Here is a 23,236-nt window from a genome sequence, read left to right on the forward strand (position 1 = left end):
TCACTCGGGTGCCGGTGTTCGGGTGGCCTGCGCGATCGCGACGAACGCCGAGGCCGCCGGTGATCCCGGCCCGGACCGCTGCACGAGACCGACGGGACGGGTCAGCTTCGGCGTCATCGACCGGATCGAGACCCCGCGCAACTGTTCCTCGGCGACGAGGCGGGGGAGGACGGTGGCCCCCGCGCCGCGCATCACCAGCTCCCACGTGGCGCCCGGGTGCGTGCAGTCGATGACGACGTTCGCGGGCTCGCCGACGAGCTCGGTGATCAGCGCCGCGTCGCTCTTGTCCCCGAGATCCTGAACGAGCGGAATGTCGCGGACGGCCGAGCGGGGCACCGGATCGGGAAGCGTCTCGGCGAGGGCGCCGGGCAGGGCGAGTACCAGCTCCTGGTCGCCGATGGGGACCGAGCGCAGTGCGCTGTGGTCGACGGACAGGTCGATCACCCCGAGTTCGGCCTCGCCGCGGCGCAGGGCGCCGAGGACGCCGGTGGGGCCGTCGGCGTCGATGATGCGGACCGTCACGCGGGGGTACTGCTCCCGGAACCTGCGCACCAAATCGACGATCGGATCGATCGAGAACGCCGCGTAGGTGACGACGTCGACGCGGCCGGACACGAGTTCGCGCACGGCGGCGACCTTCGCCTTGGCCCGTTCGACGTCGGCGAGGATGCGGCGGGCGGCGACGTCGAGGGTGCGGCCGTCCTCGGTCAGCTCGAGACGCCGCCCGGTGCGGTCGAACAGGGTGACACCGAGGCGGCGTTCGAGTGTGCGGATTGCCTGCGAGAGCGACGGTTGCGAGATGTAGAGGGACTGCGCGGCCCTGGTGATCCCGCCGTGATCGACTACCGCGACGAAGTAGGTGACGAGATGCAGGTCCACGCGGTCATCGTACGGAAGCCGTGATGCGGGCTGTGCCGATCATGCGGCTAGCGGCCACGCCACACCGGCGGGCGCTTCTCCGCGAAGGCGCGTGCACCCTCCTGCGCGTCCTCGGAAGCGAACACCGGATCGAGGAAGCGGCGTTGCCCGATGAACGCGTCGGGGTCGGTGTAGTTGGCGGACATCGCGACGACCTGCTTGGTGGCGCGCACGGCGAGGGGACCGTTGGCGGCGACCCGTGCCGCCAGTTCGCGCGCGGTGTCGAGGGCCTGTCCGGGCTCGGTGAGCCGGTTGACGAGTCCGTGCGCGTGCGCCACCTCGGCGGTGAGGGGGTCGCCGGTGATCGCCATCTCCATCGCGATCGGGTACGGCAGCACCTTCGGCAGTCGCAGCAGGCCGCCGCCGGCGGCGGCGAGCCCCCGCTTGACCTCGGGGATGCCGAACTTGGCGTCGCGGGCGGCGACGATCAGATCGGCCGACAGTGCCAATTCGCAGCCGCCGGCCAGCGCCCAGCCCTCGACCGCGGCGATCAGCGGCTTCGTCGGCGGGGCCTCCGTGATTCCGCCGAAGCCGCGTCCGGGCAGCGACGGCCGCTCCCCGCGGGTGAACGCCTTCAGATCCATGCCCGCGCAGAACGTTCCCCCGGCGCCGGTGAGGATCGCGATCGTCAGGTCGGGCCGCGCCTCGAACTCGTCGATCGCGGCGGCGAGTGCCTTGGCGACCTCGAGGTCGACGGCGTTCTTCGCCTCCGGCCGGTTCAGGGTGATGACGGCGACGCCGTCGGAGAATTCGGTGAGAACCACGCTCATGGGGTGTCTTCCTTACGGTGTCGGGGTCCAGCGTTCGGGGTGCCCGCCGAGTGAGCGGATGCTCCCGCGGTCGGCGAGAACGAGCAGGTGGGCATGGGTTTCGCGGACCGCGAGGCGGAGCAGGCGGTCGGACATGGATTCGAACGGCCGCGACCACGAGATGTGCTGCGAGATCTCCCACGCCGTCGATTCGGGGCGCACCCCCAGGGCGTCGACGATCTCCGCGAGGCGTTCCTCGTGATGACCCATCAGCTGCCGGGCGCGGTCGGCGATGCCCCGGAAGCGGTACTCGTGGGCCGGCAGCACCTCGCCGTCGGGCATGGAGGTGGTGGCGTGCAGCGACAGCAGGTAGCGGTGCAGCGGGTTCTCCAGCTCGCCGGGGACCGTGGAGATGTTGGGACTGATGCGGGGCAGCATGTGGTCGCCGCTGAACATCAGCCCGTGGGTGTCGTCGACGAAGGTCAGATGACCGGGAGTGTGCCCCGGGGTCCAGACCGCCCGCAGATCCCAGCCCGGAAGGTCCAGGGGAGTGCCGTCATCGAGCACGACGTCCATGGATTCGCCCGCTCCCAGGCGAACGAGGTCGACGCGGGCGGCCGCGAGGATGTCGGTGGGGGCCCCGAGTTGGGCGAGCTGGGTGTTCCACAGCTGTTCGTCGGCGGTGGCGTCCTCCGGCGAATGGTGGCCGAGGAGTGCGGCATCCGCGCCGTGCATCGCGAGCGCGGCCCCACTGACCTCCCGCAGCCGCGGCGCGAGACCGAAGTGGTCGGGATGCAGGTGGGTGACGGCGGCGTACCGGACGTCGGTGACGTGGTGCCCGGTCTCGGCGATGCCGTCGACGAGGGCTCGCCACGACTCCTCGGAATCCCAGCCGACGTCGATCAGGGCGAGGCCGTCGGGCAGCGCGAGCGCGTAGATCAGAACGTAGCGCAACGGGTTTCGCGGCATCGGCACCGGGATCGACCACAGTCCGGGTCGTACCTGCTCGACCGGTGGCAGGACGCCGCGGGCCCACGCCTCGCGCTGGACGGTACCGACGTCTTCGGTGACGATCACGACCGCACCTCCGTCGCGCGGAGCCCTTCGCGCAGGGTGCGTTTGAGGATCTTGCCGCTCGCTCCGCGCGGAAGTTCGGCGACGTAGACGATCTCCCGCGGCTTCTTGTACGACGCGAGCCGGGCGGCGGTGAACGCGATCAGGTCCTGCTCGTCCGGTTGGTTCGCCGGATCGACGAGCCGGACGACCGCCGTCACGGACTCACCCCACGTCCGGTGCGGCACGCCGACCACCGCCACCTCGGCGACCGCCGGATGCTCGGCGAGCACCGATTCGACCTCGATCGGGTACACGTTCTCGCCTCCCGTGATGATCATGTCCTTCACCCGGTCGGTGACGAACAGATAGCCCTCCTCGTCGATGTGCCCGGCGTCGCCGGTGCGCAGAAAACCGTCGTGGGTGAGCAGTTGCGCGGTCTCGTCGGGCCGCCGCCAGTAACCCGTGACGTTGTTGCGTGAGCGGCACACGATCTCCCCGGATTCGCCCACCGGAAGCCGGGCACCGGTCACCACGTCCCGGATCTCGACCTCCACACCGGGCATGGGTTTGCCGGCGGAACGCAGCAGGTGCGCGCGGTGCCCGGACGGGTCGTGGTCCTCGACGGCGAGGGCGGTGACCGAGCCCGTCGTCTCGGTCATGCCGTAGCGCTGCACGAATCCACAGCCGAGCCGATCGATCGCGCGCCGGAGCAGAGTGGTGGTGATCGGCGCCGAACCGTAGGCCACCAGTTCGAGGCTCGACACGTCGTAGCGGTCGAGGTCGGGCACGTCGAGGAGCATCTGAATGGTCGACGGAACCAGGAAGGCGTGGGTGATCAGGTGCCGTTCGACGAGTTCGGCGACCTGTCGGGCGTCGAACGCGCCGAGCAGCACCACGTGGACGCCGGCCGACAGGCACGTGCTCATCCAGCCGGCACCCGCGATGTGGAACAGCGGCATGGCGTCGAGTGCCACCGAGCCGGGCTTCCAGCGGTAGATCAGCAGGCCCTGCGGCTCGTTGTGCAGGTTGCGATGCGTCGCGACGACGCCCTTCGGGAAGCCCGTGGTGCCCGATGTGTAGAGCTGCAGCACCTCGGCGTCGGGGTCGTCCCCGAGACCCGGATCGGTGGCGGTGCCGGACGTGACCAGCCGGTCCCACGTCCAGGTGCCGGGCCGAAGAACGTCGCCGTCGGCGGCGTCGACGACCACCACGACCACACTCGGGAGCGCGTCGCGGACGGCGTCCGCGGCGGCGGCGAATTCGGATTCGACGATCAGTACCTGGAGTTCGGCATCGACCGCGATCGCGGCGGCCTCGGCGGGCGGGAGTCGCCAGTTGAGCGGGACGAACACCCGCCCCGACTTGGCGGCGGCCACGAACGTCTCGACCCCCTCGGTGCGCATCCGCAGCAGTGCCCCGACCCGGCCGCCACCGGATGTCAACGCCGACAGCGCGGTTGCGATCCGATTGGTCCGCCAGTCGAGCTCCGCGTACGTCAGCGTGGTGTCACCACACGTCACGGCCGGTGCTCCGGGCCGTTCTGCGGCATGGCGCCGCACGCGCTGGGGAAGATGCAGACCGCTCACATCACGCTCCTCGATGACTCGTCGACGCCGCCGGGGAACCGGGTGACGCGTGCTGCCAGTCGACCACCCGTGTGAGGCCGGAAACAAAGTCACAGAGCCGAACGGACAGTGAGGAATCGCCTATGGATGCCCGGCCGAGCGGCCTCGCGGCGTTTGTAGACTGGCGTGATGGCCGCCACCCCCGCCCTGAACCCCGAGGATGTTCAGCGTGCTGCGGCGGCACTGCACACCCCCGACATCGACGGGTGGGCCAACCGGTTCGAACTGCTGTCCGACGGCAACCGCCTCCGACTGCTGTTGTGTCTGCACCACGCCCCCGACATCTGCGTCGGCGACCTGGCGGCGGCACTCGACATGACCGGCACCGCCGTCTCGCACGCGCTGCGACTGCTCCGCAACCAGGGGTGGGTGTCGGCGACGCGGGACGGTCGATCGATGCGGTACCGGCTCACCGACGACACCGTGCACGAACTGCTGCACACGATCGGGGCCACGCACTATCACAATCACCCGGGTGCCGAAGAGGAAAGGTGAATCCCGACATGGAGAACGACCCCGGACTGCTGCCGCTCGACGGCATCACCGTCGTGGCACTCGAGCAGGCCGTGGCCGCTCCGCTCGCCACCCGCCATCTCGCGGACATGGGCGCGCGGGTCATCAAGATCGAGCGCGTCGGTGAGGGAGACTTCGCCCGCAACTACGACGACGCGGTGTTCGGGCAGGCCTCGCATTTCGTGTGGCTGAATCGGTCGAAGGAGTCGCTCGGCGTCGACCTGAAGTCCGAGGTGGGTCGGGACACCGTCGCGAAGCTGATCGCGAAGGCCGACGTCTTCGTCCAGAATCTCGCCCCCGACGCCGCCGACCGTCTGGGGTTCGGCGCCGACGAGTTGCGCGCCGACCACGAGGAACTGATCGTCGTGAACATGTCGGGCTACGGATCGGCGGGGCCGCGGCGCGAACGCAAGGCCTACGACATGCTGGTCCAGGCCGAAACGGGGATGATCTCGGTGACCGGCACCCCCGACACCGCAACCAAGACGGGTGTTCCGGTCTCCGACATCGCGGCGGGAATGTACGCGATGACGTCAGTTCTCGGAGCCCTGTTCCGGCGGTCACGAACCGGGGTGGGGGCGCGGATCGACGTGTCGATGTTCGACGCGACCGCCGAGTGGCTGGGCCACCCGATGTACATGAAGATGTACGCCGACAAGCAGATCCCGCGCGTCGGGCTCGGTCATGCGGCGATCGTCCCGTACGACTCCTACCCCACCCTCGACGGGCAGATCCTCATCGGTGTCCAGAACGACCGCGGGTGGCGGCAACTGGTGACCGACGTGTTCAAACGCCCCGAACTCGCCGACCACCCCCGGTTCGCGACCAACATGCTGCGCGTGCAGCACCGCGCCGAGGTGGACGCCCTCGTCGCCGAGGAGACTCAACGCTTCACGAGCGCGGYTCTCGACCAGGCGCTCGCGGACTCCGGGATCCCGGCGGCGGAGCTCAACGACATGGGCGGGTTGATCGAGCATCCGCAGCTGGATCAGCGCGACCGCTGGCGTGACATCGGCACCGAGGCCGGGCCGATCAGGGCGATGCTGCCCCCGATGACGTTCTCCGACGTGGAGATGCGGATGGGCGACGTGCCCGCGCTCGGCGCGCACACCGATCGGATCCTCGGTGAACTGGGCTGGTCGGCGCAAGATATCGCGACGATGCGCGACCAGGGCGTCGTCGGCTGACGACGCGCCGCAGCCCCGGCCCGAGTGAGGCCGGGGCTGCAGCTCGCTCTTCGCTCAGGGTGTGGCGAAGAACTGCTCTACGGCCGGCTGTGCGTTGGGATTACCCACACCGATGCCGATGACGGCGCCGGCGATCGTGCCGACCACTGCGCCGACGATGCAGCCGGCAATGAAGTTGGGGAAGATCGACACGCACCCGATGGCCATGCCCACGTTGGAACCGATCGCCATGCCCTGCAGGCCCGCGTTGTTCCAGCCGGTATTGATCTCGTTGGTCATCTTGTCGAAGGCGTCCTGCTTCCCTTCGTTCTCCGGGAAGAACTGTTCGGCCACCTGGCTGCTGCCGCCGTCGGCTGCCGGGGTCATCAGCGGCTGCGACCAGTCGATTCCCTGAGGTGCGGGATCGGCATACGCAGTGCCCGCCCCGACGGCCATCGCGGAGATGACGAATATGGACAATGCCAGAGTTTTCAAGAGTTTCATGGAAATTCCCACCATGTCGTAGGACGAACACGGTCCCCACCTGAGTGCACCGAACATCGTTGTGCGTGGACCATATTCGCTGGAAAACCGGAACGGCTACATGCATATGTGGGTGCGCGGTGATGCTCCCCGTGTGCGAACTAACCCATAGCCCTCCCGAAATCGTCTTCGGAGTCGGACGGAAAGCCCCGCTACGGGGTTCCGAGGAATTCGTAAACCGCTGGTGGCGCAGCGGGGTTCGCGTTGCTGATACCCGTGACCGCGCCGATCGCTGCGCCCACCGCGGCACCGGGGAGGCACCCGCCGAGGATGAGGAAGACGCACCCGACGACGAATCCGATGCCTGCGCCGATCGCGGTCGCGGTCCCGCCGCCGTTGTCCCAGCCGATCTGCAGTTGCTCGACCATGTTGTTGTACGCCGAATCCCTGTCAACCGGGGTGAGGGCGAGGGTTCCCGCGACAGGGGTCGTCGTGGGTGTCAGGTTCAGGAAGCGGCCGGCGTCGGTGATGACCGGATCGATCGCGAACTGCACACCGGCGATCGAATAGCGCAGGGGGATCATGCCCACCGGGGTGCCCGAATCGTTGACGATGTCGACGGCGGCGGCCGTCCGCGACAGGGTGAAGTGCCCGGCGTCGAGTGCCGTGCCGACCGATCGGCCGTCGGCGCTCAGGCTGGTGTGCGAGATGACGGCCTGGTCGGCGGGAGTGGGGGCGGCATACGCGGTACCCATTCCGACACACAGGGTGGCGATCAGCAGCGCTGCCGGTGCTGTCACTCTATGCAGTTTCATGGTGTTTCCCATGCGTAGTAGCGGATGACAAACGACAAATCTGGTTCGACCTGGCGCTTCACAGTTGCCCCGACCGGCGAAAGCGTCCGTAACCTGCCTACTGCAGACATCTTCCCCCTTCGGATGCCCCAGTTTTCGGCCTTTCCGCAAAATACGTGCGTATCGGGGTGTCGGTGCAGGGATTACACCGTGAGCCGGTAGAACCGGAAGAACGCGAAATCCTCGATCGGCAGGACGTCCATGGTGCCGAAACCGGCCGCCTCGGCGTAGCCGCGCAATGTGCTCGGGCGCATGACCGTTCCGGTGCCCGCGCTGGGTGTGTGGTTCATGCCGTCGGGAAGACACACGGTGAGGCTGAATCCGTACATCAGACGCTCGATGTCGCTTCCCGGGGCGGAGAACTCGTCGTCCACCGCCTCGTCCATCACGATCATCGCGCCACCGGGAACCAGTGCCTTGCGGACCGCGGACAGCACGTCGACGGGCGCGGGCATGTCGTGGATGCACTCGAACGCGAACGCGGCGGTGTAGCTGCTCTCGGGGATCCCGGCCGCATCCGATTCGGTGATCGTGATCCGATCGGCGACGTCCGGCCGCTCGCGCACATTGGACCTCGCGAGTTCAACGGTCGCGGTGTCGATGTCGTAGCCGTGGAGCCGGGCATCCGGGTAGGCACGCGCGAGTGCGATCGTGGACCAGGCGCCGCCGCATCCGACGTCGGCGATGGTGGCACCGGGCGTCCGGAGCAATGCATCCACCTCGGGAACCGATGCCAGTGCACCGGGAAGAACCTGCTCGTACCACGGCCGATTCATGTCGGCCTGCGACTCACGGGCATCCGTGCCGTACTGCGCCCAACCCACACCGCCGCCCGTGCGGTACGCCTCCAGCAACGCGGGCATCTGCGTGGTCGCGGCGACGAAGATCCGCGCCAGCGGTGCAAGATAGTTGAGACTCTGCTCGTCGGTGAGTACTTCGGCGGCGCCGGCCGGAAGCGTGAACGTCCGTGGCTCCGAATCGTCGACCGTGAGAAGTCCCGACACGGCCTGCTGTTCGAGCCACTCCCGCGCGTACCGCGGGTGGGTGGTGGTGCGTTCCGCCAGTTGGTCCGCGGTCGCCGGACCGTCCGAAGCGAGACTGCGGTACCAGCCGAGACGGTCGCCCAGATGGACGGCAAGGAGGTCGATCGCTCCGAGCGATGCGTCGAAAATGCGCTGGGACACGGCCCCGGCGTCGGCTTCGGGTATGGACATCGCTGACCTCCGGTGGGAGTGCGGGCGAAGCTTCGTCTCCCCATCGTGGGCTACCTGGTCGGCGGTGTCACGGATCGTTCGCCGGGCGAATGAGGGTCGGTCGCGGGAAGCCGGAAACCCCAGGGCAACTCGAGACGATGCTGGGCGAGCAGCGCGGGGTCGCCGAGCAGTTCCAGGATCGGACCGTCGGCCACCAGGTGTCCCTCGTCGAGGATCACGGCGCGCGTGCACAACTGGGCGGCGTACGGCAGGTCGTGCGTGACGAGCAGCTGCGTGGTGTCGATACCCAGGAGGACGTCGGCCAGTTCGCGTCGGGCGACGGGGTCGAGATTGCTCGACGGCTCGTCCAGCACGAGCACGTCCGGGGCGCACGCGAGGACCGTCGCCAGCGCGACGCGGCGGCGCTGCCCCACGGAGAGGTGCGCGGGATTGCGGTCCGAATGTGCCGTCATGTCCACGGCCGTCAGCGCGTCGTGCACCCGCTCGTCGAGCGCGGTCCCGGTGACCCCGAAGTTGACCGGACCGAACGCGACGTCCTGCGCGACGGTCGGCATGAACAACTGGTCGTCGGGGTCCTGGAAGACGATGCCGACGCGGCGCCGGACCTCCCGCACCGTGTCCCGGGACGCCCCCCGCGACAGCTCCAGCCCGCCCACGGTGACACTGCCCTCGGTGGCCGTCAGAATGCCGTTGAGGTGCAACATCAGTGTGGTCTTCCCGGCCCCGTTCGGACCGAGGACGGCCACCCGCTCGCCGGGTTCCACCGTGAGGTCGATCCGGTGCAGCGCGGCCCTGCCGTCCGGATACGCGAACGAGACGCCCTCGAGATGCACGGCCGCGGTCATCGGAGCACCCACACGGTGACACAGATCCCCACCGCGCACACGGCGGGCACGAGCCCCGCCCGCCACATCGCAGCGGTCGCCGGGGGCGCGCCGATCGTGGGAACGGAACCCGTGAAACCCCGCGACAGCATGGCCAGGTGGACGCGCTCGCCGCGCTCGTAGGACCGCACGAACAAGCCGCCGACGCCCCGGGCGGTGGCACCGATCTGCCGGAACGTCCGGGGGTCGTCGCCGCGGGAGAGCCGGGCGGTGCGCATCCGCTCGACCTCGGCGGTCAGCAGGTCGAGGTAGCGCAGCATCAGCACCACGATCGTGGTGAGCATCGCGGGCACGCGCAGCCGCGCCAGACCCAACGGCAGGTCCCGGGCCGGCGTCGTCGCGGCGAGTGTCAGCGAGACAAGGACGCCGAGCGTGCCCTTCACGAGAATGCCCCAGGCGGCGTAGAGGCCCGCGACGGACAGCGACAGTCCGAGGACGGTGACGCGTGCACCGCCCTCGGCGAACGGCAGGAGGAGCGCGAGCGTCACGAATGGCAACTCGATCAGCATCCGCGGTCCGATCCACGTGAGCGCAATGCCGGCGATCCGCCAGATCACGATCAGGATCGCGAGATACCCGGCGAACGCCCAGAACGCCTCGCGTGGCGTCGCGACCACCGCGAAAACGAAGACGACGGCGCAGACGATCCCGACCTCGGCCGGCAGTCGGTGCACGGGGGACGTGCCGTCGAGGTAGAGCGGATGGGCGTGGCCGGCTCCCACGGTCAGGGGCTCGTTCGGTTGCGCCGCACGCGGGCGAGCAGCCAGAACAGGCCACCCGCGACGACGAACGTGGCGGTCGCGCCGATCACGCCCGCGACCCCGGTGAGATGCGACCGGCCGCCCACCGTGTAGTCGGCGAGCGGCGAGTCCGACAACGGGTGGGCGGACGCGTTCTGGGCGATGCAGTCACCCTCGAGCGTCTCCCCGGTATCGGTTTCCACGGTTTCGCACCCGCGAGTGGTCGCGGAATCCAGACCGTCAGGACTCGAGCTGGCGAGGTACGAGACCGCGCCGGCGACGAGCAACGCCACCAGCGCGAAGCCGATGAGGAATCGGCGCAGCGAGACCGGCGACGACGTGCTCATGCCCGCACCTCGACTCGGCGGGGCGCCGTCCGCAGCAGGTACACGAGGTCGGGGCGCGCCTTCGCCACGGCCGTCGCCGTGACGGCGGTGATGAGGCCTTCGCCGATGCCGATCAGCACGTGCGCCCCGAGCATGTACACCGCCACCGCGCCCAGCGACGTCGAATCTCCGGACGTCGCATGACCGCCGATCGCGTATTCGAGGACGAAGCCCATCGACGCCGCCACCGTTCCGCACAGTGCCGCGGCGAAGGCGAGCGCACCGAGGATGCGGAAGCGCAGTCGCTGCTGTCGCACCACGAGTGGACGCAGGGCCACCGCGACGCCGTAGCCGACGACCACCCCGATGATCGCCATGTTGGTGATGTTCGCTCCGAGCGCCGTCAGCCCACCGTCGGCGAACAGCAGCGCCTGCACGATCAGCACGATCGAAACGCAGAGCATGCCGGTGTAGGGGCCGACGAGGATGGCGGCGAGCGCGCCGCCGAGGAGGTGCCCGCTCACACCGGGAAGGATCGGGAAGTTGACCATCTGGACCGCGAAGATGAAGGCCGCCACGAGACCGGCCATCGGGGCGGTGCGTTCGTCGAGTTCGGAGCGCGCGCGCCACGCGGCGATCGACAGTCCCGCCACCGCGACGACGACGAACAGCAGGGAGGTCGGCGCATTGATCAGGCCGTCGCTCATGTGCATTGCCACGGGTTCCACGGCGTCTCCTCCGGCCGGCAGCTGATCCTTCGAAGTCTAGTTTCTCGTATGAACACTTGAACAGGTGTTCATGGGTGCCGGTGAGCGCGTGTGTGGTCTCCGCGGATCCCGGGTCAGTGCCAGGTGTGGTCGACGAGCGCCGTCCGGGGCCCGAACTTGGGTTTGACGGCCTGTCCGCTCACCTCCAGCAGGCGTACCGCGCGATAGCGGTGCGGCTGCAGCGGAGCCAGGTACTCCACCATCTCGGCGTCGTCGAGGGGCTTGCCGAGCAGCGACCACCCCACCACCGCGGCGAGGTGATAATCGCCGACCGACAGGGCGTCGGGATCGCCGAGCGCACGCTGCGACACCTCGGCCGCCGTCCAGATCCCGACGCCGGGGACGGACATCAGCCGGCGATTCGCTTCCTTGCGGGGGAGGTCGACGATCTTCTCGAGCCGGTCGGCGACCTGCGCGCAGCGGACGATCGTCCGGGACCGGCTGGGGTCGACGTTGGCCCGGTGGAATTCCCACGACGGAACCCGCCGCCACACGTCCGCGGTCGGCGGTAGTCGCATCCCGTCGGGGGCGGGACCGGGCGCGGGTTCGCCGAACTTCCACACGAGCCGCCGCCACGACGCGAACGCGGCGAGGCCGTGCACACGCTGCTCGAGGATGGCGGGAACGAGGGCCTCCATCACCCGGTCGGTGCGGCCGAGGCGCAGGTGCGGGAATCGGCGGTGGGCCTCGACGAGGATCGGATGGTCGGGGGCGAAGTCCGCGCAGTCGTCGTGGTCGCCGACGAGGCGGCCCAGGCCCTCGGACAACTCGTGGGCGCCCGCACCCCACGCCTGACAGCGCACCGAGTGGCGGTCGATCTGGGTGAGGCGATACGTGACCGGCCCCGACTTCTGCACCGACGTCCGCCAGATCGAGCCGTCGGCCGTCCGGCGGTGGCAGGGGTCGCCCTTGCCGCGTTGCAGCGGCTGCAACGACATGGCGACGTCCAGGGGACGCCGCGCGGTCACGGTGGTCTCGACCACCTCCAGCGAAACCGTCATCGAATGCAGCGTATCCACTCCGAAGGCGACCGCTACCGGCGGATGTCGGAGCGCGCACGTAAAGTCCCAGCCATGATCATCGTGAGTACCGACGGATCCTGTCTCCGCAACCCCGGTGGGGCGATCGGCTGGGCATGGGTCAATCACGAGGGTCCCAGCCAATCGGGTGGCGAACCCTCCGGGACCAATCAGATCGCCGAGCTGCGGGCCTTGCTCGAAGCGATCACCGCGCATCCCGGGGAAGATCCGCTGCTGATCGAGTCCGATTCCCAGTACGCCATCAAGTGCGCGTCGGAGTGGCTGCCCGGTTGGAAGCGCAAAGGCTGGAAGACGGCGGGTGGCGCCCCCGTCAAGAACCTCGCACTGGTGCAGTCCATCGACCGGGCCATCAGCGAACGGCCCGGGCCCGTGCGTTTCCGCTGGGTTCGCGGCCACGTCGGCAATCACTACAACGAGATGGCCGACGTTCTCGCGGGCGAGGCGGCCCGCGCCGTCGCGTCCGGTGCGCTCGCGCCGGCGCCGGTCTCTGCCCCTGCCCCCGCGCCTGCACCGGCAGTCGTCGCGCCGTCCACCCCCGAGGCCGAGGACGCGTTCACGCTGTTCTGAGTCGGCCCCGTTCTGATCTGCMGGGGTCTGCGTCCGGCACTGCGTCGAGGAGAAGACTGTTGTCCGAGGATCTGCGAGTGCAGGAGTTCTGGCGTGCGCTGGGGCTGCCCGGCATCATCGACGTTCACACCCACTTCATGCCTGCGAACGTGATGGAGAAGGTGTGGGGTTACTTCGACGCAGTCGGTCCCCTCACCGGACGTGAGTGGCCCATCCACTACCGGCACGAAGAGGACGTCCGCGTCGAACACCTCCGTGGGTTCGGTGTCAGGCGGTTCACGTCGATGATCTACCCGCACAAGCCGGAGATGGCCGCGTGGCTGAACCAGTGGTCGGTCGAGTTCGCCCAACAGACCCCCGACTGTCTGCGGACCTCGACGTTCTACCCGGAGGAGTCCGCGGCCACGTATGTCGCCGAGGCGGTCGAGTCGGGGACGCGCGTCTTCAAGTCCCACATCCAGGTGGGCGATTACTCGCCGAACGATCCGCTCCTCGACCCCGTGTGGGGTGTGCTGCAGGAGTCGGGTGTCCCGGTGGTCATCCATTGCGGGTCGGGGCCGGCGCCCGGCACCTACACGGGCCCCGGCCCGATCGCCGAGTTGCTGTCGCGGTACCCGAGGCTGCACCTGATCATCGCCCACATGGGTCTGCCGGAGTACCGGGAATTCCTGGACTTGGCCGACCAGTACGGCAACGTGTATCTCGACACGACGATGACGTTCACGGACTACACCGAAGCGGCCACACCGTTTCCGCGCGATCAGGTGCACCGGCTGGCGGATCTGCAGGAACGCATCGTGTTCGGCAGCGACTTCCCCAACATCCCGTATCCCTACCTCGACGCACTCGAGGGACTCACCCGATTCGACCTGGGCGAGCCGTGGCTGCGAGCGGTGTGCCACGACAACGCGGCCCGGCTCTTCGCGATCGTCTGACGACGGGGTGCGGTGCCGCGTCGATCCGGTTCCGTGTCACCGTCATTCACACTCCGACCAGTCAGCACTGCTCTCGCCCGGGCGCAGGGTGCCGAACGGCCACTCGAATCCCTCGAGGTCGAGGACCCGGCACCGGTAGTTGCCCCATGGGGTGTTCGCGGGTTCCMAGACCGAGGTGGCGCCGGCCTCGATCGCCGTGGCGTAGAGCTCGTCGACTTCGCTGTCGCTGCCGACGCTGAGATACGTACCGTGCCCGACGGTCTCGCCGCGGAGCGCAGGCCGGTCGTAGTTGCCGTCGTCGCTGAAGACCATGATGGCGGCGTCGCCTCGTCGCAATTCGGAATGCATGATCCCGCCGTTGTCGTCCGGGAATTCGAGGGTGGTCTCGAAACCGAACGCGCGCTCCAGCCAGCGCAGAGCTGCCGGGGCGTCACGGTAGGCGAAGTACGAGTGCAGGGCGGCCGGGCGGTTCTCGGTGGTGGTCATGGGGCGACGATACGAACGATCGAGGTCAGCCACGGTCCGCAATATCCGTAGCCCCGGAATGTCGACGCGGGCGCGGACCCCGCTGACCGAGCTGCCCTGCGCTAGAAAGGATTCCACCAGTTGATGAACGCGATATAGAGATTGGTCGGGAAGAAGAACTCCCAGTCCAATCCCATGTACGGCAGGTCGGGCAATATGCCGATCATGATCCCGTCCCATTGTTCGTCAGGGCGGCCAACAGGTGCAGCAGGTTGGCAATCAGCGGCGGGAAGATGTCGATGTCCACCCAGTTCATGAGACTCTCCTCGGGTCGTCCCGACCTGCCTGGCGTATCGCCTGCGGCGTGACCTGCGTTACCACGTCCAAGCTGCGGGAGCGGAGCGCAGTGAGGACTACCGCAGGCAGGAGAGTGCCCTCGGCAGGATTCGAACCTGCGACCTACCCTTTAGGAGAGGGTTGCTCTATCCCCTGAGCTACGAAGGCGCGGTGCACGCGCGGGGCGCACACCGAGGTGAGTGTAGCGGGAATGGTGGTGCGCTCGCGATGGGGAGGGCATGGTTGTCGCAGATGTTCTGGAAGTGACGACGGAACGGGAGACGCACATGTCCGAGATCGACTTGACCGACCTCGCTGCGCGGCACGACGGTTCGCTGAACTTGCACGGTTATCTGGCGAGGCCGTCCGGTGAGGGTCCGTGGCCGGGTGTAGTGATGGTGCACGAGGCGTTCGGCTTGGACGACGTGATGCGCCGGCAGGCGGACAGGCTGGCGGCGGCGGGGTTTCTGACGGTTGCGCCGGATCTGTTCAGTGCGGGTGGTGCGCGACGCTGTCTGGTGTCGACGATGCGGGCGATGCTCTCGGGGAAGGGCCGGGCGTACGGCGACATCGAGGCTGCCCGTCAGTGGTTGTCCGGCTCGTCGGACTGCACGGGGAAGATCGGTGTCATCGGATTCTGCATGGGCGGCGGGTTCGCCCTGATGTCCCTGCGCACGGGGTTCGATGCGGCGGCCCCGAACTACGGGGTCCTGCCGCGCGACCTCGACGCGGCCGTGGCGGGTGCGTGCCCGGTGGTCGCCAGTTACGGCGGCAAGGACTTCGCTCTGCGGAATGCGGCGGCCAAGTTGGAGGCGGCGCTGACGAAGGCCGGCGTGGCTCACGATGTGAAGGAGTACCCCACTGCCGGTCATACGTTCCTGAACGATGAACTGGYCGGACCGAAGGTGCTGCGTCCCCTGGCGAAGGTCACGGGGATGGTGCCCGACCCGGAAGCCGCCGCCGACGCGTGGAAGAGGATCGACGGTTTCTTCGGGGAGCACTTGAGTTGATCAGTGGATGTACTGGCGGGCGCTCGACGTGGCGTGCCGGTAGTCGAGTCCGCATGCCCGGACGACCTGCCCGAGACTGAGGTAGCCCTCGACGCTGGTGGCCTTCGCGAATTTGCCGTCGGCCCGCACCGTGACCGTGACGCTGGACGCGACCGAATCGACCCGTGCGAGTTCGTACTCGTCGACGCCGTCGGCGGCCTGAGCCACGCAGGTGACTGCGCCCTGGGCGTACGCGATCTCGATCAGGTCCTCGATCATGTGCAGGCTCCTCGCCTCGAAGTAACGAACTGAGGTTAGCCTTAGCTACTCGGCCTCTGTCAAGTCCCTCGATGCGGAATGCCGTCCTCGACCGTGGTGCGCGAACGGTCCCGGCGTAACGTGACCCACGCTTTCGGACGGTGACAGCAAGGACTGAGAAGGGTTGCAGGTGTTCCATGGCTGACCGCACTTCCTCGACGGGCTCGATCGGATCGGAACCGGGTGATGGCTCAGGGACGGGACCGGCCGGTGAGCCGCATCTCTCCAGGCAGCTCGCCAACCGGCACATCCAGCTGATCGCGATCGGCGGAGCAATCGGCACGGGTCTCTTCATGGGATCCGGGAAGACGATCTCGCTGGCCGGACCGTCGGTGATCTTCGTCTACATGATCATCGGCTTCATGCTGTTCTTCGTGATGCGGGCGATGGGCGAGCTGCTGCTCTCCAACCTGCATTACAAGTCGTTCTCCGACTTCACCGCCGACCTGCTCGGCCCCTGGGCCGGGTTCTTCACCGGGTGGACGTACTGGTTCTGCTGGATCGTCACCGGCATCGCCGACATCGTCGCGATCTCCGGTTACGTGCAGTACTGGTGGCCCGACCTCCAGTTGTGGATCCCGGCGCTGGTCGCCATCGCGGCGCTGCTGCTGCTGAACCTGCCGACCGTGCGGGCGTTCGGTGAGACCGAGTTCTGGTTCGCGCTGATCAAGATCATCGCCATCGTCAGCCTCATCGTCGTCGGACTCGTGATGGTGTTCACGCACTTCACGTCGCCCAACGGTTCGGAGGCCGGCTTCGACAACCTGTGGAACGACGGCGGCATGTTCCCGACCGGGGCGATGGGCTTCGTGGCCGGATTCCAGATCGCGGTCTTTGCGTTCGTCGGTATCGAGCTCGTCGGCACCACCGCGGCCGAGGCGAAGAACCCGGAGAAGAACCTGCCGAAGGCCATCAACTCCATCCCCATCCGCATCCTGCTGTTCTACGTGGTCTCGCTGATCGTGATCATCTCGGTCACGCCATGGCGTGAGGTCGTCCCCGGCGAGAGCCCGTTCACGGCGATGTTCACCCTCGCCGGTCTGGGGATCGCGGCCGGAGTCATCCAGTTCGTGGTGCTGACGTCCGCGGCGTCCTCGGCGAACTCGGGAATCTATTCGACGTCCCGGATGGTCTACGGCCTCGCGCAGGAGGGTGACGCGCCGGGCCGGCTCGGCAGGCTCTCCTCCCGCAAGGTCCCGGCCAATGCGCTGATGTTCTCGTGCGCCTTCCTGCTGTCGGCGATCGCGCTGCTGTTCTCCGGCGACTCCGTCATCGAGGCGTTCACGACTGTGACGACAATCTCATCGGTGCTGTTCATGTTCGTGTGGACGATGATCCTGGCCAGCTACATCGTGTACCGGAAGCGGCGGCCCGAACTGCACGAGGCGTCGAAGTTCAAGATGCCCGGCGGTGTGGTGATGTGCTGGGTCGTCCTGGCGTTCTTCGTGTTCCTCATCTGGGCGTTGACCCAGGAGGCGGACACCCTGGAGGCGCTCCTCGTCACCCCGGTATGGTTCGTCGTGCTCGGGATCGCGTGGGCGGTGATCCGCCGGCGCGCCCCGCACCGCGCCCGCTACGCCGCATTCAAGGCAGAACTCGAGGACCGCCGAACATAAACGTTCGGTAACGGTGGCGCGGACCTATATCGTTTTGTTACATTCGTCGCCAGACAGAGGAGCCCACCCCGGACGGGGAGAGCTGCAATCCGACGACTGACGAGGTATTTACTGTGGGTTCCCACCACCGGGCAAACGGGTCTTCCGTTCGCTTCGAGATCGATCCGGACGCGGCGCGCGGACGCCATCGCAACCAGCAGACCGGAGCGGGTGTGGGCATCAAGGCCGCGACTGTTGCGGCCGCCACCGGAGCCATCGTGGTCGGCGCAGCCCAGCTGGGCGCCGGAAACGCTGCTGCCGCCCCCGTCGACTCCCACGAGACGAGCGGCGCGCAGACGCTGCCGGGTGTGCCGTTCGAGATCCCGGCCGGTGTCCTTCCCGCCGGCTTCGAACTGCCCGCAGACCTCGGTGCCGCCGCCCAGAACCTCGGCGGCCCGGACCTCGGCGCTCAGGCGCAGCAGTGGCTGTCGTCCGTCAACCCGGTCAAGCCGCACGCGGTTCAGCCGGTGTCGGGCAAGCTGACCTCCAACTTCGGTTCCCGCTGGGGAGCACACCACGGCGGCATCGACATCGCGGCGCCCATCGGCACCTCGGTGCTCGCGGCGGCCGACGGTCAGGTCATCGACGCCGGCGCGGCGTCCGGTTTCGGACTGTGGGTGCGTCTGCTGCACGACGACGGCACCGTCACCGTCTACGGACACGTCAACGACTACACCGTGAGTGTGGGGCAGCGCGTCACCGCCGGGCAGGAGATCGCCCACGTCGGTAACCGCGGTCAGTCCACCGGACCGCACCTGCACTTCGAGGTACACGACGCGAGCGGTAACAAGGTCGATCCGGGGCGCTGGCTGCAGGACCGCGGCGTGGCCGTCACCTGGGGCGACGCAGGCGCCAACGCGTAAGGGCCTATTCCGGCTCGAGGTCGTCGTCGTTGCGGAACACGAGTGGTCCGCTGTCGAGGGCGATCGCCCAGCGGCGTGAGACGGCCCAGTCGCGGCCGTACGAATCGTTGCTGATGTCCTGGACGCCGGCGAAATCGTCGACGATGACGCCGGCCTCCAGGGGCCACTTCTTCTCGGCCAGTTCGTGATCGGCCGAATGCCGCGTTTTCACGCGCGTGCCCACGGAGAACTCTGGTTTCTTCTTGGAGTCGGTATCAGGCGTCATCTCAAGTCCTTCCGCTCACCAGCGTCTGGTTCGAGGTTAGCCCGCCATCCCGCCTTCGCGCGGGATGAACGGATATGCTCCCCCGTGAGCGCAGTTCGACGCGCAGTTGGGGAGTGGTATGGGTCGCGAAGTGACGTCTCGGACATTCACCCGAGAAGACCGGCGCCTGTTCCGGCAGAAGGTGCTCATGTGCGTCGACGCGCTCGAGAGGATGCTGCGGGAGGGAGCGTTCGTCGACGAGGTCGACCCGCCGAGGCCCATGCTGGGCATGGAGATCGAGTTCAATCTCGTCCATGCCGACATGACGCCGGCGATGTCCAATCTCGCAGTCCTCGAGTCGATCGACGACGACGCCGTGTTCCAGACCGAACTCGGTCAGTTCAACGTCGAGATGAACGTCCGGCCGGGTCCCCTGATCGGTGAGGGGACGTTCGAGCTCGAACGCACCCTGCGGGCATCGCTGCACGTCGCCGACGCGCGGATCCACGGGCACGACGCCCAGCTGGTGATGGTGGGAATGCTCCCGACATTGCAACTCGAGCACCTCGGCCGCGAGTGGATCACCGCGAATCCCCGCTACGAGCAGCTCAACGATCAGATCTTCGCCGCGCGCGGGGAGGACATCGAACTCGACCTCGAGGGTGTGCCGCTCGAGGGCCGGCTCGCCGAACAGCTGAAGGTGGACGCCAATTCGGTGCTCCCGGAAGCCGCGTGCACGTCGCTGCAGCTGCACCTGCGCGTCGCGCCGGACGAATTCGCCGCGCACTGGAACGCCGCGCAGTGCCTGGCCGGTGCCCAGGTGGCCCTCGCCGCGAATGCACCGTTCATGGCAGGCAAGGCGCTGTGGCACGAATCGCGCATCCCGATCTTCGAGCAGGCCACCGACACGCGGCCGCTGGAGCTGAAGAACCAGGGCGTGCGGCCGCGTGTGTGGTTCGGCGAACGATGGATCACGTCGGTCTTCGACCTGTTCGAGGAGAACTCCCGATACTTCCCGGCGCTGCTGCCGGAGGTCTCCGACGTCGACCCGTCGGCCGAACTCGACGCGGGCCGGGTACCGGACCTCAGCGAACTGCAGATGCACAACGGCACCATCTACCGATGGAACCGCCCGGTGTACGACAGCGACGACGGCAAGCCGCACCTGCGGATCGAGAACCGGGTGCTGCCCGCGGGCCCGACGGTGCTCGACACGATGGCGAACGCCGCGTTCTACTACGGCGCGCTGCGCGGGCTCGTCGAATCGGACCGGCCCGTCTGGTCGCAGATGTCGTTCAACGCGGCCGAGGAGAACCTGCACGCGGGCGCGAAGTACGGTATGGACGCCGAGTTGTACTGGCCCGGTGTGGGGTTCGCGGGCGCCGACGAGCTCGTCCTGCGGCGGCTGCTGCCGATCGCCGACGAGGGGCTCGCCGCGTTCGGGCTGTCCGCGAAGGCCCGCGATCGCTACCTCAGCGTCATCGAGGGCCGGTGCGTCACCCGGCAGACGGGGGCGTCGTGGCAGCGTGCGCAGGTGGTCCGGCACGAGAACGCCGGTCTGAGCCGCCCGGAAGCCCTGGCCGCCATGTTGCGTCAGTACGTGGAGAACATGCGTGAGGGCAGCCCCGTCCACACCTGGCCGGTGTGAACGAAGCCGCCGTGGCTCTCACACGGTGGCCGACCAACTGTCGGGGCCGAACACCTCGTAGTGGATGTTCTCGGCGGGCACGTCCTTCGCGAGGAGCGCCTCCCGCATTCCGAGCATGAACGGCAACGGACCGCACAGGTAGGCGCGAGTGCCGGGCGCGATCGCGACCTCGCCGAGGTCCGCGCGGCCCTCCCGCAGGCTGCCCTCGGGCCGGCGGGCGCCCAGGTCTTCGTACCAGCGGTGCATCACCGCGAACGGCAGACGTTCCACCAGTTCGGTCAGTTCCGCGCGGTGCGCGTGACTGCTGGCGGACCGGTCGGCGTGGAGCACCGAGATCGGTCGGCTGTCCTCGGTGTCGGCGAGGTGGCTGAGCATCCCGATCATCGGCGTGCACCCGATGCCCGCGGACACGAGCAGCAGCGGCGCGTCGTCGTCCTGCAGGACGAGATCGCCGAACGGCGTCGACACCGTCACGATGTCGTCTTCGAAGACGTTCTGGTACAGGAAGTTCGACACCTCGCCCGCTCGCTTCACCGAGATCCTCCAGTCACCGCGCGACGGGGCCGACGACAGGCTGTACTGGCGGATCTGGCGCGCGCCGTCCGGCAGGTGCACCGCCACGGACAGGTACTGCCCCGGAGCGAACGACGGAAGCGGCGAGCCGTCGAGGGACGTCAGCACGAACGACACCGTGTCGGCGGACTCGTGGCGGCGCTCGCGGACCCGCACGTCCCGCCACACGTCGCCGACCGTCACTCCCGCCGAGGCGTAGAGGCCGGCCTCCATCGCGATCAGCGTCTCCGCCATCAGCCAGTACACCTCGTCCCAGGCCGCAGCGACCTCGGGAGTGACGGCGTCACCGAGGACCTCGACGATGGCCGCGAACAGGTGGGTGTGCACGATCGCGTACTGCGCGGGCTCGATCCCCAGTGAGGCGTGCTTGTTCGCGATCCTCGACAGGATGAGGTCGACGCGCGCCTGATCGGGCTCGAGTTGGAGGGCCGCGAACGCGGCGATGGCCCCGGCCAGCGCTTTCTGCTGTTCGCCCTGCTTCTGATTTCCGCGGTTGAACAGGTCACGTTCGAGTTCGGGGTGCGCGTCGAACAGCTTGCGGTAGAACAGCGTCGTAATGTCCGAGATCGCGGCGCCGACCACGGGCAGGGTGGCGCGGATGACGTCCGTCGAGGTGGGCGAGAGCATGTCATTCTCCGATCGTTCGAGAAATCTGGGAAGTTGTGGCGGCGGCTACGCGTGGGAGGGTGAGCAGCACGGTTCCGGTGGGGGACCGGGTGAGGTCTTCGATGGTGAGGGCGTCCAGCGACTCGAAGAACGCGTTCTGCGCGCGTCGCAGCGCCGACCGCAGCAGGCAGCCCGATCGCAGCGGGCACGGTTGGGCGCCGTCGCAGTCGACGACCTCCGCATCGCCTTCGAGTCGGCGGGCGAGCCAGCCGACGGAGGCGGTGCGCCCGAGTTCGGTGATGGCCAGACCGCCCGCGCGTCCCCGGCGTGCGTCCACGATGCCGAGTTCACCCAGCCGGGTAATGACCTTGGCGGCGTGGGTGTACGACACCGACAGTTCCTCGGCGATCGCCCGGCTTCCCGGTCGTTCGCCCTCCCCGGCGACGGCCAGTCGCATGACCACCCGCAGTCCGAGGTCGGTGAACTGTGTGAGTTGCATGACCCGAACGTACTTTAATTCGCATTCCGAATACCAAATTTGTGACCGACGTCGCTCCAGCGGAATCTGCTCGGAAAGTGCAGTGGCCCAGCAAAATTCGAATAGGGCACAGGACCCCACCTTCTCATCATCGTCGAAGTCGGGGCCCGCGGCTACGGGCGGAGAGCCCGAGTTGGTGGGGACTTAAGTCCCTCGTCGAAAGGCGAAGGGCGGCAGACGCGAAACGGAGGCCGGGGATAGTGTGAAGTCATGAGCACACGGGACCGCAACAGCGTCGTCGTCGGTGTCGACGGATCGGACACCTCGAAGTCCGCTGTTCGGGTGGCCGCCGAACTGGCCACCGAACGTGGACTGAACCTGAAGATCATCCACGCACTCGACTTCGCCCCGTACGGGTTCGGCGGTCCCTACATGGATTCGGGCGGCGTGTACGAGTGGGTGGAGGCCAGCGGCAAGGCGATTCTCGCCGAAGCGCAGGAGCAGGCGTTCGCGGTCAATCCCATCATCGACGTCCACACCGAACTGTCGATCGGCAGCAGTGCCCAGTGGCTCGTCGACCTGTCCGAGAACGCCCGGATCGTGGTCGTCGGCGCGTCCGGGTCCGGAGCGGCCGCCACCGCACTGCTCGGGAACACGGCGATCAACGTCACCAGCCACGCGCACTGCCCGGTCGTCGTGGTCCGCGGCGACGCCCACGCCGGAGGGCCCGTCGTGGTCGGCGTCGACGGCAGCCCCACCAGTGAGCGGGCGATCTCGGTGGCTTTCCAGGAGGCGTCGCTGCGGAATGCGCCGTTGGTGGCCGTCCACGTCTGGAGTGACCTCGGACCGAAAGCGTTCGAGGACCCGCGGGCCGCGGCCCTGGTGCCGCAGGGACTCGAGGAGGACGAACACGCCGTTCTCGCCGAGAGCCTCGCCGGCTGGCAGGAGAAGTACCCCGACGTGCGGGTCACCCGGGAGGTGTACATCGACAATCCGCGGGCGCGACTGCTCGAGTGGTCGAGGAAGGCGCAACTGCTGGTGGTCGGCAGCCGGGGGCGCGGAGGATTCAAGGGGATGCTGCTCGGATCGACCAGTAACAGCCTGGTCGGTGGTGCGCATTGCCCGGTAGTCGTCGTGAGGCCTGCACGTCCCTGACGCGATTGTTCGCAGTAGTGTCTGGGTTGACGCAGGAACAGGTTGCAGATAACGCCAGGATTGGGGAAC

General features: G+C 68.0%; 26 protein-coding genes and 1 tRNA gene. 9 read left to right on the plus strand and 18 right to left on the minus strand.

Annotated features, from left to right (window positions below; translation table 11 throughout):
• The 4 genes from AC1D1G_RS06165 to AC1D1G_RS06180 are packed head-to-tail and all read right to left on the minus strand — an operon-like array spanning position 1 to position 4,309.
• A complete protein-coding gene (locus tag AC1D1G_RS06165) occupies positions 1-879 on the minus strand; it encodes a LysR family transcriptional regulator (protein ID WP_280780379.1) in 879 nt (292 codons plus the stop codon).
• Between the two features lie 47 nt (positions 880-926).
• The gene (locus tag AC1D1G_RS06170; protein ID WP_280780378.1) at positions 927-1,688 is read right to left on the minus strand and encodes a crotonase/enoyl-CoA hydratase family protein; all 762 of its coding nucleotides are present in this window, start codon (positions 1,686-1,688) and stop codon (positions 927-929) included.
• A gap of 12 nt (positions 1,689-1,700) precedes the next feature.
• Complete coding sequence (locus AC1D1G_RS06175; protein ID WP_283353268.1) at positions 1,701-2,744, minus strand: MBL fold metallo-hydrolase; 1,044 nt, start codon at positions 2,742-2,744, stop codon at positions 1,701-1,703.
• Positions 2,741-4,309 (minus strand): long-chain-fatty-acid--CoA ligase, encoded by a 1,569-nt coding sequence (locus AC1D1G_RS06180; RefSeq protein WP_477951515.1) that lies wholly within the window; start codon positions 4,307-4,309, stop codon positions 2,741-2,743. The genes AC1D1G_RS06175 and AC1D1G_RS06180 overlap by 4 nt, the downstream gene beginning before the upstream one ends.
• Positions 4,310-4,477: 168 nt before the next feature.
• On the opposite strand from AC1D1G_RS06180, the gene AC1D1G_RS06185 reads away from it, so the two are divergent.
• A complete protein-coding gene (locus AC1D1G_RS06185; protein ID WP_280780375.1) occupies positions 4,478-4,843 on the plus strand; it encodes an ArsR/SmtB family transcription factor in 366 nt (121 codons plus the stop codon).
• 8 nt (positions 4,844-4,851) lie between these two features.
• Positions 4,852-6,048, plus strand: coding sequence for a CaiB/BaiF CoA transferase family protein (locus tag AC1D1G_RS06190; RefSeq protein WP_477951516.1), 1,197 nt, complete (start codon positions 4,852-4,854; stop codon positions 6,046-6,048).
• Positions 6,049-6,102: 54 nt separating this feature from the next.
• Here AC1D1G_RS06190 and AC1D1G_RS06195 read toward each other — a convergent pair whose 3' ends face one another.
• From AC1D1G_RS06195 to AC1D1G_RS06230, 8 genes are all read right to left on the minus strand, one after another.
• Positions 6,103-6,531, minus strand: coding sequence for a hypothetical protein (locus tag AC1D1G_RS06195; RefSeq protein ID WP_280780373.1), 429 nt, complete (start codon positions 6,529-6,531; stop codon positions 6,103-6,105).
• A gap of 191 nt (positions 6,532-6,722) precedes the next feature.
• Entirely contained in the window at positions 6,723-7,325 is a 603-nt protein-coding gene (locus AC1D1G_RS06200; RefSeq protein WP_317568287.1) for a DUF8020 domain-containing protein, read from the minus strand.
• Positions 7,326-7,507: 182 nt separating this feature from the next.
• Positions 7,508-8,578 (minus strand): methyltransferase domain-containing protein, encoded by a 1,071-nt coding sequence (locus tag AC1D1G_RS06205; RefSeq protein WP_418340687.1) that lies wholly within the window; start codon positions 8,576-8,578, stop codon positions 7,508-7,510.
• A 50-nt stretch (positions 8,579-8,628) separates the two neighbouring features.
• A complete protein-coding gene (locus AC1D1G_RS06210; RefSeq protein ID WP_283353273.1) occupies positions 8,629-9,423 on the minus strand; it encodes an energy-coupling factor ABC transporter ATP-binding protein in 795 nt (264 codons plus the stop codon).
• Positions 9,420-10,184: a cobalt ECF transporter T component CbiQ gene (gene cbiQ / locus AC1D1G_RS06215; protein ID WP_105415374.1), complete on the minus strand. Its 765-nt coding sequence runs from the start codon at positions 10,182-10,184 to the stop codon at positions 9,420-9,422. Before cbiQ ends, AC1D1G_RS06210 begins: the two co-directional genes overlap by 4 nt.
• Before the next feature lie 2 nt (positions 10,185-10,186).
• On the minus strand, positions 10,187-10,549 hold the full coding sequence (locus AC1D1G_RS06220; RefSeq protein WP_105415372.1) for a PDGLE domain-containing protein: 363 nt from the start codon (positions 10,547-10,549) through the stop codon (positions 10,187-10,189).
• Positions 10,546-11,241: an energy-coupling factor ABC transporter permease gene (locus AC1D1G_RS06225; protein WP_283336350.1), complete on the minus strand. Its 696-nt coding sequence runs from the start codon at positions 11,239-11,241 to the stop codon at positions 10,546-10,548. The genes AC1D1G_RS06220 and AC1D1G_RS06225 overlap by 4 nt, the downstream gene beginning before the upstream one ends.
• Before the next feature lie 128 nt (positions 11,242-11,369).
• Complete coding sequence (locus AC1D1G_RS06230) at positions 11,370-12,296, minus strand: DNA-3-methyladenine glycosylase family protein (protein ID WP_283336308.1); 927 nt, start codon at positions 12,294-12,296, stop codon at positions 11,370-11,372.
• Positions 12,297-12,368: 72 nt separating this feature from the next.
• Between AC1D1G_RS06230 and AC1D1G_RS06235 the strand changes: the two genes are divergently transcribed.
• Both AC1D1G_RS06235 and AC1D1G_RS06240 read left to right on the plus strand, forming a co-directional pair.
• Positions 12,369-12,902, plus strand: a complete 534-nt coding sequence (locus AC1D1G_RS06235) for a ribonuclease H family protein (RefSeq protein ID WP_283336309.1) — start codon at positions 12,369-12,371, stop codon at positions 12,900-12,902.
• 59 nt (positions 12,903-12,961) lie between these two features.
• Positions 12,962-13,837, plus strand: coding sequence for an amidohydrolase family protein (locus AC1D1G_RS06240; protein WP_283336311.1), 876 nt, complete (start codon positions 12,962-12,964; stop codon positions 13,835-13,837).
• Positions 13,838-13,879: 42 nt separating this feature from the next.
• On the opposite strand, the gene AC1D1G_RS06245 is transcribed toward AC1D1G_RS06240, so the two are convergent.
• On the minus strand, positions 13,880-14,323 hold the full coding sequence (locus AC1D1G_RS06245) for a VOC family protein (RefSeq protein WP_477951517.1): 444 nt from the start codon (positions 14,321-14,323) through the stop codon (positions 13,880-13,882).
• A 410-nt stretch (positions 14,324-14,733) separates the two neighbouring features.
• Positions 14,734-14,806, minus strand: a tRNA-Arg gene (locus AC1D1G_RS06250).
• A gap of 71 nt (positions 14,807-14,877) precedes the next feature.
• Between AC1D1G_RS06250 and AC1D1G_RS06255 the strand changes: the two genes are divergently transcribed.
• A complete protein-coding gene (locus tag AC1D1G_RS06255; protein WP_477951518.1) occupies positions 14,878-15,648 on the plus strand; it encodes a dienelactone hydrolase family protein in 771 nt (256 codons plus the stop codon).
• Here AC1D1G_RS06255 and AC1D1G_RS06260 read toward each other — a convergent pair whose 3' ends face one another.
• A complete protein-coding gene (locus AC1D1G_RS06260; protein WP_105415257.1) occupies positions 15,649-15,906 on the minus strand; it encodes a hypothetical protein in 258 nt (85 codons plus the stop codon).
• Positions 15,907-16,082: 176 nt separating this feature from the next.
• Here AC1D1G_RS06260 and cycA point away from each other — a divergent pair, with 176 nt between their 5' ends.
• Positions 16,083-17,561, plus strand: a complete 1,479-nt coding sequence (gene cycA / locus AC1D1G_RS06265; protein ID WP_477951519.1) for a D-serine/D-alanine/glycine transporter — start codon at positions 16,083-16,085, stop codon at positions 17,559-17,561.
• A 113-nt stretch (positions 17,562-17,674) separates the two neighbouring features.
• Positions 17,675-18,463, plus strand: a complete 789-nt coding sequence (locus tag AC1D1G_RS06270) for a M23 family metallopeptidase (protein ID WP_283336319.1) — start codon at positions 17,675-17,677, stop codon at positions 18,461-18,463.
• A gap of 4 nt (positions 18,464-18,467) precedes the next feature.
• On the opposite strand, the gene AC1D1G_RS06275 is transcribed toward AC1D1G_RS06270, so the two are convergent.
• Positions 18,468-18,728, minus strand: coding sequence for a hypothetical protein (locus AC1D1G_RS06275; RefSeq protein WP_005251602.1), 261 nt, complete (start codon positions 18,726-18,728; stop codon positions 18,468-18,470).
• A 118-nt stretch (positions 18,729-18,846) separates the two neighbouring features.
• Here AC1D1G_RS06275 and AC1D1G_RS06280 point away from each other — a divergent pair, with 118 nt between their 5' ends.
• The gene (locus AC1D1G_RS06280) at positions 18,847-20,355 is read left to right on the plus strand and encodes a glutamate-cysteine ligase family protein (RefSeq protein WP_005254223.1); all 1,509 of its coding nucleotides are present in this window, start codon (positions 18,847-18,849) and stop codon (positions 20,353-20,355) included.
• An 18-nt stretch (positions 20,356-20,373) separates the two neighbouring features.
• On the opposite strand, the gene AC1D1G_RS06285 is transcribed toward AC1D1G_RS06280, so the two are convergent.
• Complete coding sequence (locus AC1D1G_RS06285; RefSeq protein ID WP_283336320.1) at positions 20,374-21,555, minus strand: globin domain-containing protein; 1,182 nt, start codon at positions 21,553-21,555, stop codon at positions 20,374-20,376.
• Between the two features lies 1 nt (position 21,556).
• A complete protein-coding gene (locus AC1D1G_RS06290) occupies positions 21,557-22,033 on the minus strand; it encodes an RrF2 family transcriptional regulator (protein WP_280780360.1) in 477 nt (158 codons plus the stop codon).
• A 249-nt stretch (positions 22,034-22,282) separates the two neighbouring features.
• Here AC1D1G_RS06290 and AC1D1G_RS06295 point away from each other — a divergent pair, with 249 nt between their 5' ends.
• Positions 22,283-23,167, plus strand: a complete 885-nt coding sequence (locus tag AC1D1G_RS06295; RefSeq protein WP_271212723.1) for a universal stress protein — start codon at positions 22,283-22,285, stop codon at positions 23,165-23,167.
• The last annotated feature ends 69 nt before the right edge of the window (positions 23,168-23,236 follow it).

This window comes from Rhodococcus sp. P3_B8, from assembly GCF_056402775.1.